This window comes from Nocardia sp. JCM 38205 (assembly GCF_058222935.1).
Window position 1 is genome coordinate 895234 of the sequence record NZ_JBYHFL010000002.1, and the last position, 14724, is coordinate 909957.

Below are 14724 nucleotides of genomic sequence, written 5' to 3' on the forward strand. Positions count from 1 at the left end.
GCGGCCACCTGGTGCCCGCCGCTTCCGTTGCCGCTTTCGCCGTGAATGCCTCGGCGCAGGATTCGCCGGCGATCCGCCGCGGCAACCGATTTCACACCGCCGGCGGGTTGAGCCGGGTGAAGTCGGCCAGCCGGTAGTACGGGTAGTACGGGTACGGCGGGGTGACGGCACTTGCCTTGTCCAGGCGGGCGATCTGGTCGGCCGTGAGCTGCCAGCCGATGGCGCCGAGATTCTGGCGCAGCTGCTCCTCATTGCGGGCGCCGACGATGACGGTGGATACCGTCGGGCGGGTGAGCAGCCAGTTCAACGCGATCTGCGGGACGGTTTTGCCGGTGTCGGCGGCGATCTCGTCGAGCACATCGACCACGTCGTAGAGCAGTTCGTCGTTCACCGGCGGGCCCGCTTCGGCGGTCTGATGCAACCGGCTGCCTTCCGGAAGTGGTTGCCCGCGCCGGATCTTGCCGGTCAGCCTGCCCCAGCCGAGCGGGCTCCACACCACCGCGCCGACGCCTTCCTCCCGGCCCAGCGGCATCAGCTCCCATTCGTAGTCGCGGCCGACCAGCGAGTAGTAGACCTGGTGCGCGACATAGCGGGTCAGGCCGTGCCGATCGGCGGCGTCCAGCGATTTCATCAGCTGCCAGCCGGCGAAGTTCGAGGCGCCGAGGTAACGGATCTTGCCGGCGCGCACCAGATCATCGAGGGCGTGCAGCACCTCCTCGATCGGGGTGTTGGCGTCGAAGGCGTGCAGCTGGAACAGGTCGATGTGGTCGACGCCGAGCCGGCGCAGCGAGGCCTCCACGGCGCCGATCAGCCGGGAGCGGCCCGAGCCGGCGTCGAAGGGGCCGGGCCCGGTGGGCAGGCTCGCCTTGGTGGACAGCAGCAGCTGATCGCGTCGTCCCCGGATGGCCGCGCCGAGGACCTCCTCGGAGGCGCCGTCGGAATAGACATCCGCCGTATCGAACATGGTGACGCCCGCCTCCAGGCTGATGTCGACCATCCGCCGCGCCTGCTCGACGTCGGTATCGCCCCACGCGCTGAACAGTTCGCCGCGTCCACCGAAGGTACCCGCGCCGAAGCTCAATGCGGGAACGAGCAGCCCCGAGGCACCCAACCGCCGGTACTCCATGATGACTCCTAAAGGGTCTATAGTTCCGTTAACAACTCGGAACGTACACCCTTTCGGCGATAAATGAAACTGGAGTCCCGTTATGACGGAAGAATCGCAGGTCCCGGGGTCGGTCCGGCCCGGTGGTCGCACGGCCCGGGTGCGCGCGGCCGTGCTGGATGCGGCCGGTGATCTGCTGGCCGAAAACGGCTTCGCGCGGCTCGATCTGGCCGAGGTCGCCGCCCGCGCCGAGGTCGGCAAGACCACCGTCTATCGCCGCTGGCGTACCCCCACCGGGCTCATCGCCGATCTGCTGGTCGACATGGCCGAAACGTCCGTCTCGCGTGCCGACACCGGTTCCCTGCTCGGTGATCTGACCGCCAACGCCCGCCTGGTCGCGAAGACCCTCACCGATCCTCGCCAAGGCCGGCTCTTCCAGGCCGTCATCGCCGCCGCCACCTGCGACGACACCACCGCCGCCGCCCTGCGCCGCTTCTACGACATCCGCCTCACCGAATGGGCCCCCTGCGTCACCGCCGCCATCGACCGAGGCGAAGCTCCTCCCGGCACCGACCCGCGCGCCGTCCTCGCCGCGGTATCGGGCCCCCTGTACTACCGCCTGCTCGCCAGCGGCGACCCGATCGACGATTTCGCCGCCCGCAGCGCCGCGCAATCGGCCGCCGACGGGGCCGCGCGGGGGACGTTCGTTCGTGAGTCCTCCACCGGCTAGTGCTGCGCTCATCCAGGATGAGCCCGTTCACGGCAGGGAGGACCCGCGTGGCGTCGGCGAACCGTGCTGCGCGCAGCAGCAGGCAACCATGGATCGAGCAAACTAGAACAAGCCGCGCAGGGCGAGGAAGCGCAGACCGCCGACCGCCGCCATCACCGCGAGCACCAGCGACGCCCTGGTGATCTCGTCCAGGCCGGGTGTCAGGAATTCGATGCCCGCCAGCGCGGCCGTGCTGGTGAGCAGGCCGAGCAGCGCCAGCCCGCCGCCCTGCCATTGCGCGGTGAACCAGCCGACTCGGCCGGCTGCCCGGAAAGTGAGTCTGCGGTGTAGTTCGTTGGCGATCATCGTGCTCACGATCGAACCGGCGGCATTGGCGGCCAACGGGCCGAGGCCGGCGCAACCGAGGAAAAGCAGCAGGTAGGAGATATTGCTGGCGCCGCCGACCGCGGCGAAACGGAGCAGCTGCGCGAGGGGGTGCGCACCGAACAGGAACTGCCGTGCGCGGGTGGCCCATTCCGCCGGCATCGTAGAGACGAAGACGGGAGCGGTGGCGGCGAATGCGGTGGTGTTCACGGCAATGACGGTCGCCGACCCGGCTGACGGCGGGCTGACGCCGAACTGACATACCACTGGCCCGACACGAGAAGGCGCTGTCAGAACACGCGTCAGGTCGCTGTCAGCGCACGTATCAGGACGGTGTCAGGCCGGTATCAGCCGCACCGGCGACGGTAGTTGCCATGAACAGCACAGCAATTGCGGCCTCCGGGCTGCGGAAGTCCTACGGGGACAAAACAGTCCTCGACGGCGTCGACCTCACCGTCGACGCGGGCACGATCTTCGCCCTGCTCGGCCCCAACGGAGCCGGCAAAACCACGACCGTCAACGTCCTGACCACGCTCTTGAAAGCCGACTCCGGCACCGCCCGCGTGGCGGGCCACGATGTCGACGCCGAGACCAAGGCGGTTCGCGCGTCCATCGGCGTCACCGGGCAGTTCGCCGCGGTGGACGATCTGCTGACCGGCGAGGAGAACCTGCGGTTGATGGCCGATCTGCACCGCCTGCGCGGCAAGGACGGCAAGCGGGTGATCGCCGAGCTGCTGGAACGATTCGATCTGGTCGGATCGGCGCGCAAGCCCGCAGGCAGCTACTCCGGTGGTATGCGCAGGAAGCTGGATCTGGCGATGACGCTGGTCACCAAGCCGGAGATCGTCTTCCTCGACGAACCGACCACCGGGCTCGACCCGCGCAGCAGGCGCACCATGTGGGAGATCGTGCGTGAGCTGACCGCAGGCGGCGTGACGATCTTCCTCACCACCCAGTACCTCGAGGAAGCCGACCAGCTGGCCGACCGCATTGCGGTACTCGACCAGGGCCATATCGTGGCCGAGGGCACCGCCGAGGAACTCAAGCGCCGCGTCCCCGGCAGCCACATCCGGCTGCGCTTCACCAGCAGCACCGAACTGGCCGCGGCCGCGCGCATCCTGTCCGGCGCCACCGCTGACGAGGACGCGCTCACGCTGAGCGTGCCCGGCGACGGCAGCTCGGCCGCGCTGCGTGAGCTGCTGGACCGGCTCGCCGCCCACTCCATGGAGGCCGCGCAGGTTTCCATCCACACCCCCGATCTCGACGACGTTTTCCTTGCCCTGACCGGGCACGCCACCACGGAGGCCGAAGCACGATGAGCACCGCGACCGCAACCAGCAGCCTGTCCGCCGCCCTGTTCGATTCGTCGGTGATGTTGCGCCGCAACTTCACCCACATCACCCGCTCACCCGTCACCGTGTTCAACGCGGCGCTGATGCCCGTGGTGATGATGCTGATCTTCGTCTACGTCTTCGGCGACGCTTTCGACGTCGGCGGGGATTACATCGATTACGCCGTGCCGGGCATGCTCATGCTTGCCATCAGCTACGGGCTGTCCGGCACCGCCGTCGCGGTGAGTTCGGACATGACCAAGGGCGTCATCAACCGGTTCAAGGTCATGGATGTGTCCAGGGGTGCCGTGCTCACCGGCCATGTCGCAGCGAGCATGGTCACCAATATCGTCGCCATCGCCGCCGTCCTCGGCGTCGGTTTCGCGCTCGGCTTCCGCTCCCCGGCCGATGCCGTGCAGTGGCTCGGCGCCCTCGGTGTCCTGCTGGCCACCGCGTTCGCCGCCGCCTGGCTCACCGTCGCGCTCGGCATGTCGGCGAAAACCCCTGAGGCCGCGGGCATGTCGGTGGTCCCGCTGATCATGCTGCCCTTCCTCAGCAGCGCGATCGTCCCCGCCGACAAAATGGGCCCCGGCGTGCGCCAGTTCGCCGAATACCAGCCCTTCACCCCGATCATCGAATCCGTCCGCGGCTTCCTCGCCGGCACCCCCTCCACCGCCGACACCCTCACCGCCCTCGCCTGGTGCGCAGGCTTCGCCATCATCGGCTACGTGTGGTCCCGAGCGACTTTCAGCAAGCGAGCGTGAACCCCACACGCTCTTCCCGTCCCCCTCCGCATCGCCCCGGTGACCTCGTCGCCGGGGCGATGCGCCGTCGGTGGGGTACGGCAAGCAGGCCGTAGCCGCGATCACCAGCAACGGGAGCCCACTCGCGACCGCGTACCCGGCGGCTATCCAGCCGCTCACTGCTGGCGTCCGATCGACCAGCGAGCGAAAGACAGGCGCGGACAAACTGATTCGACGTCGCTGTAATGCATGACGGCATTGAGGGTGATCGGATCCAGATGGTCCGGCGCGGGAATGATCAACGCATCGGCGTCGGCTTCACGCACCTGGTCCGCGAGTGGGATAACGGAACCTTCACTTCGTAGAAATCGGCCGCGCACACGCCATGCAGCGCAACTACCGCGACTCGCTGCACGCCCTGCTACGCGCCGAACACGCCGCCCCCCAGCATGTTCGCACCATGGTCCACGTTCGGGAGCTGGTCGGCCACATGATGCGAACAGCCCGCCGCGACCGCACCACAGGCGACCTCGGCCGACTCGCCCAGCGGGTAGGTGTCGTGCCCGCTCGATAGCCACCAGACGTCGCGCGGACTCGCCCCGTACACCGACCTCGCACAGGCTGCCGGCACTTCGCACACCCTATCGAGCCTCTCCGCGCCGACAACCTATGCGACGTTGACATGGTGGAGGTCGTGGTCGGGCTTGCTGGCGGTGAGATCACTCGTTGGAGGGGCGGTTCGTGAGGGAAACGGCGGCATTCCCCCCGATCTCGATAGCAGTCTCACGCACGATGTAGTCAGAATCCTCCAGGGCCTGAATCAACACAGGGCGTGCCGAATCCGGCTCCACGCGAGCCAGATAATCCAGAACGCTCGCCCGGATGAGTGGCGACGAATGCCCTACGAGGCCACGGATTCTGTCCGCGACATCGGTGACACCGAGTGAACCGAGCAGCCTGATCGCGTCCGCCGCAACGATAGGCTCGGCATTGCCGGCCAGCGACTTCGCCCGCTCAACGAACTGCGGATCATCGCCCTGCTGAACTGCCAGCACGGTCAGCGCAGCGCGCAACTGTGGAATCCGCCGACTGGCCAACTCCTGTACCAGCACTTCGATGCCGGCTCGGCCATGCTCGTACAGCCCCTGCGCGACGACCTCGTAGTAGTCGTCGTACTCGCCATCGACCGAAAACCGATCCACCAGATCCGATACCGATGGACCCGCCGGCTGGCCCCGCACCTCTTCGGCCGCCAAGACCTCGGACCACGGACGTTCGCCCGGCGATCCCTCACCTGTGGTCACTTGACGCCACTGATCTCATCGAGCGCGTTGCCCTTGAACTCACGAATTGTCACGAACCGAGCGTCCGTGCGACCAACTCGTCCCGATCCACCACAGACCCCTCCTTCATCGCCACTGCAAACCCCTTCTCCCCGAGGTGAATCCGTGCCTCCTCCTCGATGGCAGCCGCGTCCGGATGAGAACGGTCGGGCAGCCCGCGGGCGGCGGTGCTTGCCGCGAGCAGGCGGGCGGCTTGCTCGAAATCTCCGGAGCGCAAGGCCAGATCTGCGATACCGACAAGGATTTGGGCGATCAGGGCGGCGTGCCCGGAGAGGGTGGCGGCTTGGTAGGCGGTGGTGTGGTGGGTGCGGGCCTCGGTGAGGTCTTCGGTGAGGTAGCCGCGCAGGGAGTGCAGGGTGGCGGAGACGTTGGGTTGGTCGGCGTCGGGGCCGAGGACGGTGCGGGCGAGGTCGATCTGCTGGTGGGCGAGGGCGGTGTCGCGGGTCCAGCGGGCGAGTTCGGCACGGGCCATGGCGACTTCGGCGAGGGAGGTCGGCCAGCCGGTCTGGTCGGCGCGGCGCTGTGCTTCGGCCAGGGCGGCCGCGCTCGCGTCGGGGTCGTCGAGCAGCCAGTACAGCTGCGCTTTCCTGGCGTGGATCGGCACCAGATCCTCGATCGCGCCGACCTCGGTGATGACGGCGGCGGCCTCGTCGTACAGTTCGCACGCCGCCCGGAATTCGCCGCGTAGGGCGGTCCGAGCGGCCAGCTCGGTCAGCGCGAACGACATGCCCCAGCGTTCGCCGATGGCGCGGAACTCGGTGAGCGCCTGTTCGAGGTATTCGTCGGCCGCGGTGCCCTCGTGTCCGAGCACGGTGCGCAGTTTGCCCAGTTGCAGCCGGGCCAGTGCCCGCACCCAGGGGTCGTCATCGGTGAGCAGGGCCTCGAAGGCGGGCAGGAACGCGTCGGGGCCGGCGAGCATGCGTTCGAGCGCGGTGGTGAACCGCAGCGCCGGATGGCCGCCCTCGACACCACGGCCGGCCGCGCACGCCTTGCGGATCCATTCCGCGATGTGCTGTTCGTCATTGCGGCCCGCGCTGACGAAGTGCACGACGAGCCCGTAGACCATCGCCTGCGTCTCTGCATCGACGGTGCCGTCCGATTCGGCTGCCGCGACGACGTATTCGGTGCCCTCGGCCTTGTGCCCGCCCAGCCACCAGTACCAGCCGGCGGCCGCCGCGAGCCGCGTCGCTCCGTCGGCGTCGCCTGCGCCGAGTGCACCACGCATGGCCGCGGCGATGTTGTCGTGTTCGGCTTCGAGCACGGCCAGCCATTTCAGCTGTTCCGCGCGGCGCAGGTGGGGTTCGGCGGTGGCGGCGAGGTCGGTGAAGTACTTCAGGTGAGCACGTCGGGCGGTTTCGGCGTCGCCGGATTCGGCGAGCCGATCGGCGGCGTACTGCTTGATGGTTTCGAGCATCCGGAAGCGCGGATTATCGTCCGAGGTGACCAGCAGCAACGATTTCTCGGTCAGCGCGGTCAGCAGCTCGAGCACCTCCCACTGTTCGACCGTGCTGCCGTCGGCGCAAACATGTTCGGCCGCTTCCAGATTCGCGCCACCCGCGAACATCGCGAGCCTGCGCAGCACCGTCCGTTCGGCCTCGCTGAGCAGTTCCCAGCTCCAGTCGACCACCGCGCGCAGGGTCCGGTGCTGGGCGATCGCGGTGCGGCTGCCGCCGGTGAGCAGCCGGAACCGGTCGTCGAGGCGGTGCGCGAGCTGATCGAGGGACATGGTGCGCAAGCGCGCCGCCGCCAATTCGATCGCCAGCGGAATGCCGTCGAGGGCACGGCAGATCCGGGCCATGGTCGCCAGGGTCGCGGGGTCGCTGCCGAGATCCTTGCGCACCGCACCGGCCCGGTCCCGCAGCAGCGCCACGGCGGGGGATTTCGCGATGGTGTCGGGGTCCGCGTCGGCGCCCGGCAAGAGCAGGGGTTCCACCTGCCACAGCGCCTCACCGGTGATGCCGAGGGGTTCGCGGCTGGTCGCCAGAATGCGCAGCCGCCGGCACTCGCCGAGCAGGCGATGAGCGAAGCCGGCCGCGGCCTCGATCACATGCTCGCAGTTGTCCAGGATCAGCAGGGTTTCCCGGTCGCGGATCGCCGCGATGAGCCGATCCATCGGTTCGGTATCGGCCGTGCTGCCCAGCAGCGCGTCACGCAGCCCGAAGGCCGACAGCGCCGCCTGCGCCAGATCGCCGCTGCCATCGGCGCCCGCCAGTTCCACCAGCCAGGCGCCGTCGGGCAGATCACCGAGCATGGAGTGGGCGGTTTCGGACGCCAAGCGGGTCTTGCCGGAACCACCGGGGCCGGTCAGCGTGGTGAGCCGGTGCGCGGCGATGAGTTCGCGCACCGCGGCGATGTCGCTGCGCTTACCGATGTAGCTGGTGAGTTCGGCGCGCAGGTTGGTGCTGCGCTGCTGCGGACGTGCGCCCACCTCGCCGCGCAGCAGGGCGACGTGCAGCGTGGACAGCTCCGGTGACGGGTCGACGCCGAGTTCATCGGCGAGCGCCTCCCTGGTGCGCTGGAACACCGTCAGCGCTTCGGCCCCGCGCCCCGCCGCGGCGAGCGCCCGCATGAGCGCACCGGCCAGCCGTTCCCGCGCCGGATGCTGGGCGATCAGATCGGTCAGCTCGGTGACCAGCTCGGCCCCGCGACCCAACCGGATCTCCGCTTCGTACAGATCCTCCATCGCCGACAGCCGCAAGTTGTCGTATCGGGTGACGACCGCGGCGACGTCATCGCTGTCGCCCAGATCCTGCATCGCCGGCCCGCGCCACAGTTCCAGGGCCTCCCGCAGCAGCCGGGCCTGAGACGCGTCATCGCCGCCGCGCGCCTGATCGAGCAGTTGATCGAAGCGCACCGCGTCGACGGCTCCCGGCTCGATCGCCAGCCGGTACCCGCCCGCCTGCACATCGAGCGCGCCCTCGGGCAACACCCGGCGCAAACGGGAGACCAACGCCTGCAAGGCATTAGCGGCATCCGCCGGCGGCTGCTCGCCCCAGATCCAGTCGACCAGCTTGGTCTTGGCGACCGCGCGGCCGGGCTCGAGCGCCAGCGCCACCAGCAACGCGCGCAACCGTGCACCCGGTATCGCTATCAATCCACCGTCAGCTGTCCGGATCTCCAGCGGGCCGAGCATCGTGATCTGCACCGGCTCATTCTGCCCGGGCCGTCAACGGTGCGCCCGGCGTCGCCCCCCGGGGGCGGGTGGTCCGGGCGGTAGCCATGCATGGTGCCGGCGGGTTGCCGGTTGCCGGCCGGTCGACCGGCCTGCGTGGTTGGCGCTGCGTGTGGCGCCGACGGATGGTGTCCGGTCGTCAGCCAGCTGTGCGGTCTCGCTGGTGGGCCGTGCCCGGCGCCGCGCGAGATCGTGTCCGTGCGGCCCGACGTGTGCCGGCCGGGTGGTGTGTAACGGGATCGTGGATCGTTCCGAGCGGTTCGCGCGAGGTGTTCATCCGGTCGAATGCCCTGGTCAGCGGGGTAGAACCGCGTGCTCAATGAGGCCGCCCGGCATATCAGGCGGGGCATCAGCTCGGTGTCAGGTCCGTATCAGCCGCCCCCGCGACAGTAGTCACATCAACGCAACAGCGACCGCGGCGAGCAGGCAGCGGGAGCACGATCTCGAGGAGAACCCCATGTACACCTTCCAGACCCCGCAGCCGATCGCCGTCACCGTCGACGTCCTGGCCGCCGACGTCACCGTCATCGCCGCCGAACGCACCGACAGCGTCGTGCTGGTCCGGCCGGCCGACGCCGACAAGAAGGCCGATGTGCGCGCCGCCGAGCAGACCGTCGTCGCATTCGAGGCGGGCACCCTGAGCGTGATCACCCCGAAGAACTGGCGCAGCCACACCCCGTTCGGCGGCAACCCGCGCATCGAGGTGACCATCGAGGTGCCCGTCGGCTCGGAGCTGACGGCCACCAGCGGCGTCGGCCGCGTGCTCGGCGCCGGCGAGCTCGGGCACTGCGATCTCACCGTGTCGCTCGGCGACATCATCGTGGAGCGCCCGCAGGGTTCGGTGACCGCCAAGACCGCCAAGGGCGATATCCGCATCGGCGCCGCCACCCGCGGCGATATCCGGTTGGAGACCTCGGTCGGCGAGCTGGAGATCGGCATCAACCCCACCAGCGTCGTCCAGCTGGACACGGCCGCCACCGTAGGCGCGGTGCGCAACACCATCGCGCCCGTCGTCGCCGAGCCGGTGGACACCGTGCAGGTGTTCGCGCGCACCACCCAGGGCGACATCGTCATCCGGCACGCCGTCGCCGCCTGAGCCGGGCATGACCGTGCCGGAACTCCAGGTAGATCGCGAACGCTGCATCGGCGCGGGCATGTGCGTGCTGACCGCGCCCGCGGTGTTCGACCAGCACCCCGACGACGGCCGGGTACTGCCGCCGGCTTCCGCTCCCGACGCGGAGTGGGAGCCGGCGGTCGCCGAGGCCGCACTGCTGTGCCCCTCAGGGGCCATCACTCTCATCGACCGCGACTAGATCCCGAATTCTTCTCTCCGACAAGGACATCCGATGATCGACACCGTCTCCGTCCCGCACGGTCTGCCGCAGCAGCGCGACGCGGGCCCGTTCGATCCACCGAGCGCGATCACCCGGTTGCGTGCGGCCCTCCCGGTCAGCCCGCTGCTCTTCCCGGACGGCCACGAGGGCTGGCTGGTCACCGGTTACGAGGCAGTCCGCGCGCTGTTGGCCGACACCCGGTTCAGCTCCCGCCAGGACCTGGACATCATGCACATCCCGTACGAGACGCCGGGCATGCCGTTTCCCACCGAGCCGTCGCCGCAGATCCCCGGCCTGTTCATCTCCATGGATCCGCCGGATCACACTCGGTTGCGGCGCAAGCTCATCGGCGCGTTCACCGTCCGCAGGATGCGCGCGCTGGAAGAACGCATCGCCGAGATCGTCGAGGAGCGTCTCGACGCCATGGCTGCGCTCACCCCGCCGGTCGATCTGGTCGCCGAATTCGCGCTGCCGGTGCCGTCGCTGGTGATCTGCGAAATGCTCGGCGTGCCCTACGAGGACCGCGCGAACTTCCAGGCCAACTCCGCGCAGTTCCTGGTCAAGGACCAGACGGTGGAGGAGAAGATGGCGGCCTTCGGCGCGATGCACACGTACCTGGCGCAACTGGTCGCCCGCAAACGGGCCGAGCCCGGTGAGGACATCCTGTCCGACCTCGCCCGCGACGAGGACCTCGGCATTGATGAGCTCACCGGCATCGCCTTCCTGCTGCTGCTCGCCGGTCACGAGACCACCGCGAACATGCTGTCGCTCGGCACCTTCGCGCTTGTGGAACACCCAGACCAACTGGCGCTGCTGCACGCCGAACCGGAGCTGATCCCCGACGCTGTCGAGGAACTGCTGCGCTATCTCTCGGTCGCCGACATCTTCTATCGCTACGCCACCGAGGATATCGAGCTGTGTGGTGAAACGATTCCGGCCGGCTCCACCGTCGTCGTCTCGCTGCTGGCCGCCAACCGCGACCCGATGCGATTCGAGGAACCCGACCGGCTCGACATCCACCGCAAGGCGCGCGGTCACGTGAGCCTCGGGCACGGGATGCACCAGTGCCTCGGCCAGCAGCTGGCCCGGATCGAGATGGCCGCGGGCTTCGCCGGCCTGCTGCGTCGCTTCCCGACGCTGTCGCTGGCCGTGCCCGCCGACCAGGTGCCGCTCCGAACCGATATGAACATCTATGGCGTGCACGAACTTCCGGTCACCTGGGAGGTCGGGTAGCGACGTTCCATGAATCGGCTCGTCGCACCGGCATCCGGGTTCCGCGCCCGGATGCCGGTCTTCGTCGTTCTTCTCGAAGAGGTGCAGGCGGACGGCATTGGCCGCGGTGTCGAGCGATCGATCTAGGCCGAACGCGGTATCCGGTACTCGGTGCCGATCACGTCCGCGTAATGGCCCATCAACTCTTCGCAGATCGCCGGCCAGGTGCGGTGCAGCACCGATTTCCGGGCCGCACCGGCGAAGCGGGCGCGCAGCACCGGATCACGCAGGGCCGCGACGGCGCTCGGCAACAGTTCGCTGAACCGATCCACCGGCAGCAGATACCCGTTGCGGCAGTGCGCGATGAGGTCGCGCGGGCCGCCGGCATCGGGTCCGATCACCGGAACCCCCGAGGCCAGCGCCTCCTGCACTCCCTGACAGAAGGTTTCGTGTTCGCCGGCGTGCACCATCACATCCAGGCTCGCGTAGGCCTGGGCCAGTTCGGCACCGCCGAGTTCCCCGGTGAACACCGCGCCCGGCATCAACCGGGTCAGCCGGGAGCGTTCGGGGCCGTCGCCGACGATCACCAGCTGGATATCCGGATCGTGCGCGAGCGCGGCCAGCCGCTCGACATGCTTCTCCGGCGCGAGCCGTCCGACGAAGCCGACGATCAGCTTCTCCGGGCCGGCCCATGACTCTCGTAGCGCCGCTCGCCGCGCCGACGGCGTGAACCGTCCGATATCCACCCCGCGACCCCACCGATGCACCCGCGGAATGCCGTGCCGAGCCAGATCCGCCGCCGCGGCCGACGACGGCGCGAGCGTACGGGCCGCGCTCTCGTGAATCCGCCGCGTCCATGCCCATGCCGCGCGACTGGCCAGCCCGAGCCCATAACTCTTCGCGAATCCCGCGACGTCGGTCTGATACACCGCCACCGCGGGCAGATCCAGCCGCAGCGCCGCCCCGAGTCCACCGGCGCCGAGCAGGAACGGCGAGGCCAGGTGCACCACATCGGCGTCGAAATCGGCGATGGCGCGCACCATGCCCGGTTGCGGCAGGCCGACGGGCAGGGAACTGATCTTCGGCACCATCACCGCGGGCACCCGGTACACCGGGAACCGCCCGTGGAAGCGCGGCGCGGGCGGCTGCCCACGCAGCGTGTCCGGCGCGATGATCAGCGCGTCGTGCCCGTGCTGGTCCAGATGATCGAGAACCCGGAGCACGGAGTTGACGACACCGTTCATATTCGGCAGGAAAGACTCCGACACGATGGCTACGCGCACGTCTCCAGTGTGATCGGTGGCGCCGTCAGCCCAGTCACGCCGACATGACACCCACGCGAAGTTCCGGCGAACACCTCTCAGACCTTCGCGGTGGCCACCGCTACCGGCCTGCGTTCGGTTCGCCGCAGAATCCACAGCGTGGGCAGCGCGAGCGCCCACGTCACCGCGATCACCGACAGCGCGGGCGGTATCGCGACCCGTACGTCGCGTCCGGCAACCCGCACCAGGTCGGGATCGGCCCGGTTGTATTCGACGTTGATGTGCTCGCCCTTGGTGAGGTTGGTGGGGTAGAGCACCCCGACCTTCGGATTGTGCGTCACACCATCGGGCGTCACATACTTCACCGCCGAGCGCAGCCGGCCAGCCGAGATCACTTCACCGGTGGTGCGGCCCATATCCGAACTGATCAGATAGTCGTTGCGCCAGGCCGCCAGCACCAGCAGACCTATCAGCACACTGACCACGATGGCGGCGGTGAGTACCGCGATCCGCGCCCGCCGCAGGCGTACCGGGCGCCCCTCCGGCTGACTGGTTTCCGACACCGCCACAGGTTACTGGCCCGCCGAACCGCGTGCCCGTCCGCCATGTGCGGCCGATGCCGGGCCGGGCGAGCCGGGGTCGGCTACCGTGACGCCATGTCCCGAAAATTCAGCTTCACGGTGCCCTACACCGTTCCGGTGGAGGACCTGCACCGGGCACTCACCGGCGACGAGCTGTGGCAGGCCCGCTTCGCCGGCGCCGAGACCGCCACCCTCGATCTGGCCCACCCCGGCGGCGAGGGCACCGTCAGGCTCGCGATGAGCGAGAAGATCCGTCCCGACAAGATTCCCGGCATCGTGCGCAAGGTGCTCAAGAGTGATCTGGTGGTCTCCCGCACCGACACCTGGCAGCCGCTGACCGGCGAGATCGCCAAGGGCAGCTTCGAAGGCACGTCCAAGGGCGTCAACTCGGAGATGTCGGGCACCTATGAGCTGCGGCCCACCGCCGAGGGCAGCGAAATCGAGGTCGTCGGCACCGTGAAGGTGAAGGTTCCGCTGGTCGGCGGAGCCATCGAGCCGCTGGCCGAACAACTGCATCACCGCGTGCTCGACAGCGAGCGCAAGTTCATCGAGAAGTGGTTCGCCGGGCAGGCCTCTGCCTGATCCGCGAGGTGGATGCACACCGTGCTGGCGTGCATCCACGTCACGCGCCTACGGCGCGAAATCGCTCGGGTCGTAATCCTTCTTCTGCACCAGCACGAGCCAGTTGCCGGAGTTGTCGCGCATTACCGCTTCGACGCCGTAGGGGCGGTCCGAGGGCGGCTGCACGAACTCCACGCCCTTGGCCGACAGTTCCTCGTAGGCCTTCTGGCAGTCGTCGGTGGCCAGGCCGAGCGCGCCGTGCGTGCCGTTGGCGAGCGCGCGCCGGGTGGCTTCGGCGAGGTTCTCGTCCAGCGGCGGGCCCGGCACCATCAGCGTCACTTCCAGTTCGCGATGGTCGGGGTGGGCGATGGTGAGCCAGCGGAAACCACTGTCGCCCATCGTCACATCGGCGGTCTCCACGAAGCCGAGCTTGTCGAGGTACCACTGCTTGGCCGCGTCCATATCGGTCACATACACCGTGACCAGCGAAACGTGCGTAATCGGAGTCATGAGCTCAGGCTATGTGCGCGCACACGGCGGCGGCTTCTCCGAAATTGCGGCGTCACCGTTCCTTGTCCGGCCGGGGCGCCCGATCGGACAAGCCGTGCATGAACACGTAGCAGCCCGGAATCCGTGGCGCGCCGTCGGCGGCGAACTTCGCCTGATACGCCGACGGCGACATCCCGACCAACTCGGTGAACTTCCGGGAGAACGATCCGAGGCTGGTGTAGCCGACGAGCATGCACGCCTCGGTCACCGTGACATTCGTGGCGCGCAGCAGATCCTGGGCCCGCTCGACGCGGCGCTCGGCCAGATACACCGCGGGCGTCTTGCCGTAGGTCGCGGCGAAACAGCGCAGGAAGTGATACTTCGACACACCCGCGGCGGCGGCAAGGCCGTCCAGATCCAGCGGCTGGGCGTATTCACGGTCGGCGAGATCCCGTGCCCGCCGCAGATGCGGGAGCAGATCCTCGGGCACCGGTCGCG

Annotated in this window: 16 protein-coding genes; 7 read left to right on the forward strand and 9 right to left on the reverse strand. The window is 68.8% G+C overall.

The window, feature by feature from the left end:
• Window positions 1-91: 91 nt before the first annotated feature.
• Window positions 92-1126: an aldo/keto reductase gene (locus AC4HOU_RS10960; protein WP_195020097.1), complete on the reverse strand. Its 1035-nt coding sequence runs from the start codon at window positions 1124-1126 to the stop codon at window positions 92-94.
• 82 nt (window positions 1127-1208) lie between these two features.
• Here AC4HOU_RS10960 and AC4HOU_RS10965 point away from each other — a divergent pair, with 82 nt between their 5' ends.
• On the forward strand, window positions 1209-1835 hold the full coding sequence (locus AC4HOU_RS10965) for a TetR/AcrR family transcriptional regulator (protein WP_195020096.1): 627 nt from the start codon (window positions 1209-1211) through the stop codon (window positions 1833-1835).
• Between the two features lie 102 nt (window positions 1836-1937).
• Here the strand turns inward: AC4HOU_RS10965 and AC4HOU_RS10970 are convergent, their stop codons facing one another.
• Window positions 1938-2408: a GtrA family protein gene (locus tag AC4HOU_RS10970; protein ID WP_416381990.1), complete on the reverse strand. Its 471-nt coding sequence runs from the start codon at window positions 2406-2408 to the stop codon at window positions 1938-1940.
• A gap of 164 nt (window positions 2409-2572) precedes the next feature.
• Here AC4HOU_RS10970 and AC4HOU_RS10975 point away from each other — a divergent pair, with 164 nt between their 5' ends.
• Window positions 2573-3517 (forward strand): ATP-binding cassette domain-containing protein, encoded by a 945-nt coding sequence (locus tag AC4HOU_RS10975; RefSeq protein WP_194991274.1) that lies wholly within the window; start codon window positions 2573-2575, stop codon window positions 3515-3517.
• Window positions 3514-4293 carry an ABC transporter permease gene (locus tag AC4HOU_RS10980; RefSeq protein WP_195020095.1) on the forward strand — a complete coding sequence of 260 codons (780 nt, stop codon included), beginning with the start codon at window positions 3514-3516 and terminating at the stop codon, window positions 4291-4293. The genes AC4HOU_RS10975 and AC4HOU_RS10980 overlap by 4 nt, the downstream gene beginning before the upstream one ends.
• Window positions 4294-4448: 155 nt before the next feature.
• Here AC4HOU_RS10980 and AC4HOU_RS10985 read toward each other — a convergent pair whose 3' ends face one another.
• The 3 genes from AC4HOU_RS10985 to AC4HOU_RS10995 form a co-directional block, all read right to left on the reverse strand.
• Window positions 4449-4598 carry a hypothetical protein gene (locus tag AC4HOU_RS10985; RefSeq protein WP_195020094.1) on the reverse strand — a complete coding sequence of 50 codons (150 nt, stop codon included), beginning with the start codon at window positions 4596-4598 and terminating at the stop codon, window positions 4449-4451.
• Window positions 4599-4991: 393 nt separating this feature from the next.
• Window positions 4992-5576, reverse strand: coding sequence for a HEAT repeat domain-containing protein (locus tag AC4HOU_RS10990; protein WP_195020093.1), 585 nt, complete (start codon window positions 5574-5576; stop codon window positions 4992-4994).
• Window positions 5577-5625: 49 nt separating this feature from the next.
• Window positions 5626-8760: an AfsR/SARP family transcriptional regulator gene (locus AC4HOU_RS10995; RefSeq protein ID WP_195020092.1), complete on the reverse strand. Its 3135-nt coding sequence runs from the start codon at window positions 8758-8760 to the stop codon at window positions 5626-5628.
• 484 nt (window positions 8761-9244) lie between these two features.
• Here AC4HOU_RS10995 and AC4HOU_RS11000 point away from each other — a divergent pair, with 484 nt between their 5' ends.
• The 3 genes from AC4HOU_RS11000 to AC4HOU_RS11010 are packed head-to-tail and all read left to right on the forward strand — an operon-like array spanning window position 9245 to window position 11354.
• Entirely contained in the window at window positions 9245-9883 is a 639-nt protein-coding gene (locus AC4HOU_RS11000; RefSeq protein ID WP_195020091.1) for a DUF4097 family beta strand repeat-containing protein, read from the forward strand.
• Window positions 9884-9890: 7 nt separating this feature from the next.
• Window positions 9891-10100: a ferredoxin gene (locus AC4HOU_RS11005; RefSeq protein ID WP_194991270.1), complete on the forward strand. Its 210-nt coding sequence runs from the start codon at window positions 9891-9893 to the stop codon at window positions 10098-10100.
• Between the two features lie 33 nt (window positions 10101-10133).
• The gene (locus AC4HOU_RS11010; RefSeq protein ID WP_195020090.1) at window positions 10134-11354 is read left to right on the forward strand and encodes a cytochrome P450; all 1221 of its coding nucleotides are present in this window, start codon (window positions 10134-10136) and stop codon (window positions 11352-11354) included.
• Window positions 11355-11476: 122 nt separating this feature from the next.
• On the opposite strand, the gene AC4HOU_RS11015 is transcribed toward AC4HOU_RS11010, so the two are convergent.
• Together AC4HOU_RS11015 and AC4HOU_RS11020 are read right to left on the reverse strand one after the other, a co-directional pair.
• Window positions 11477-12616: a glycosyltransferase family 4 protein gene (locus AC4HOU_RS11015; protein ID WP_163810106.1), complete on the reverse strand. Its 1140-nt coding sequence runs from the start codon at window positions 12614-12616 to the stop codon at window positions 11477-11479.
• 77 nt (window positions 12617-12693) lie between these two features.
• Entirely contained in the window at window positions 12694-13158 is a 465-nt protein-coding gene (locus AC4HOU_RS11020) for a DUF3592 domain-containing protein (RefSeq protein ID WP_195020089.1), read from the reverse strand.
• A gap of 93 nt (window positions 13159-13251) precedes the next feature.
• On the opposite strand from AC4HOU_RS11020, the gene AC4HOU_RS11025 reads away from it, so the two are divergent.
• Window positions 13252-13758: a DUF2505 domain-containing protein gene (locus tag AC4HOU_RS11025; protein WP_490724452.1), complete on the forward strand. Its 507-nt coding sequence runs from the start codon at window positions 13252-13254 to the stop codon at window positions 13756-13758.
• Window positions 13759-13806: 48 nt separating this feature from the next.
• On the opposite strand, the gene AC4HOU_RS11030 is transcribed toward AC4HOU_RS11025, so the two are convergent.
• Together AC4HOU_RS11030 and AC4HOU_RS11035 are read right to left on the reverse strand one after the other, a co-directional pair.
• The gene (locus AC4HOU_RS11030; protein WP_194991267.1) at window positions 13807-14247 is read right to left on the reverse strand and encodes a VOC family protein; all 441 of its coding nucleotides are present in this window, start codon (window positions 14245-14247) and stop codon (window positions 13807-13809) included.
• Window positions 14248-14299: 52 nt separating this feature from the next.
• Window positions 14300-14716, reverse strand: a complete 417-nt coding sequence (locus AC4HOU_RS11035; protein ID WP_163810525.1) for a helix-turn-helix transcriptional regulator — start codon at window positions 14714-14716, stop codon at window positions 14300-14302.
• Window positions 14717-14724 lie beyond the last annotated feature (8 nt).

Excerpts from the sequence above, each read along its gene's own strand:
- AC4HOU_RS10960 (WP_195020097.1), bottom strand. The coding sequence starts at position 1,126 with ATGGAGTACCGGCGGTTGGGTGCCTCGGGGCTGCTCGTTCCCGCATTG.
- AC4HOU_RS10965 (WP_195020096.1), top strand. The coding sequence starts at position 1,209 with ATGACGGAAGAATCGCAGGTCCCGGGGTCGGTCCGGCCCGGTGGTCGC.
- AC4HOU_RS10975 (WP_194991274.1), top strand. The coding sequence starts at position 2,573 with ATGAACAGCACAGCAATTGCGGCCTCCGGGCTGCGGAAGTCCTACGGG.
- AC4HOU_RS10980 (WP_195020095.1), top strand. The coding sequence starts at position 3,514 with ATGAGCACCGCGACCGCAACCAGCAGCCTGTCCGCCGCCCTGTTCGAT.
- AC4HOU_RS11000 (WP_195020091.1), top strand. The coding sequence starts at position 9,245 with ATGTACACCTTCCAGACCCCGCAGCCGATCGCCGTCACCGTCGACGTC.
- AC4HOU_RS11005 (WP_194991270.1), top strand. The coding sequence starts at position 9,891 with ATGACCGTGCCGGAACTCCAGGTAGATCGCGAACGCTGCATCGGCGCG.
- AC4HOU_RS11010 (WP_195020090.1), top strand. The coding sequence starts at position 10,134 with ATGATCGACACCGTCTCCGTCCCGCACGGTCTGCCGCAGCAGCGCGAC.
- AC4HOU_RS11025 (WP_490724452.1), top strand. The coding sequence starts at position 13,252 with ATGTCCCGAAAATTCAGCTTCACGGTGCCCTACACCGTTCCGGTGGAG.
- AC4HOU_RS11030 (WP_194991267.1), bottom strand. The coding sequence starts at position 14,247 with ATGACTCCGATTACGCACGTTTCGCTGGTCACGGTGTATGTGACCGAT.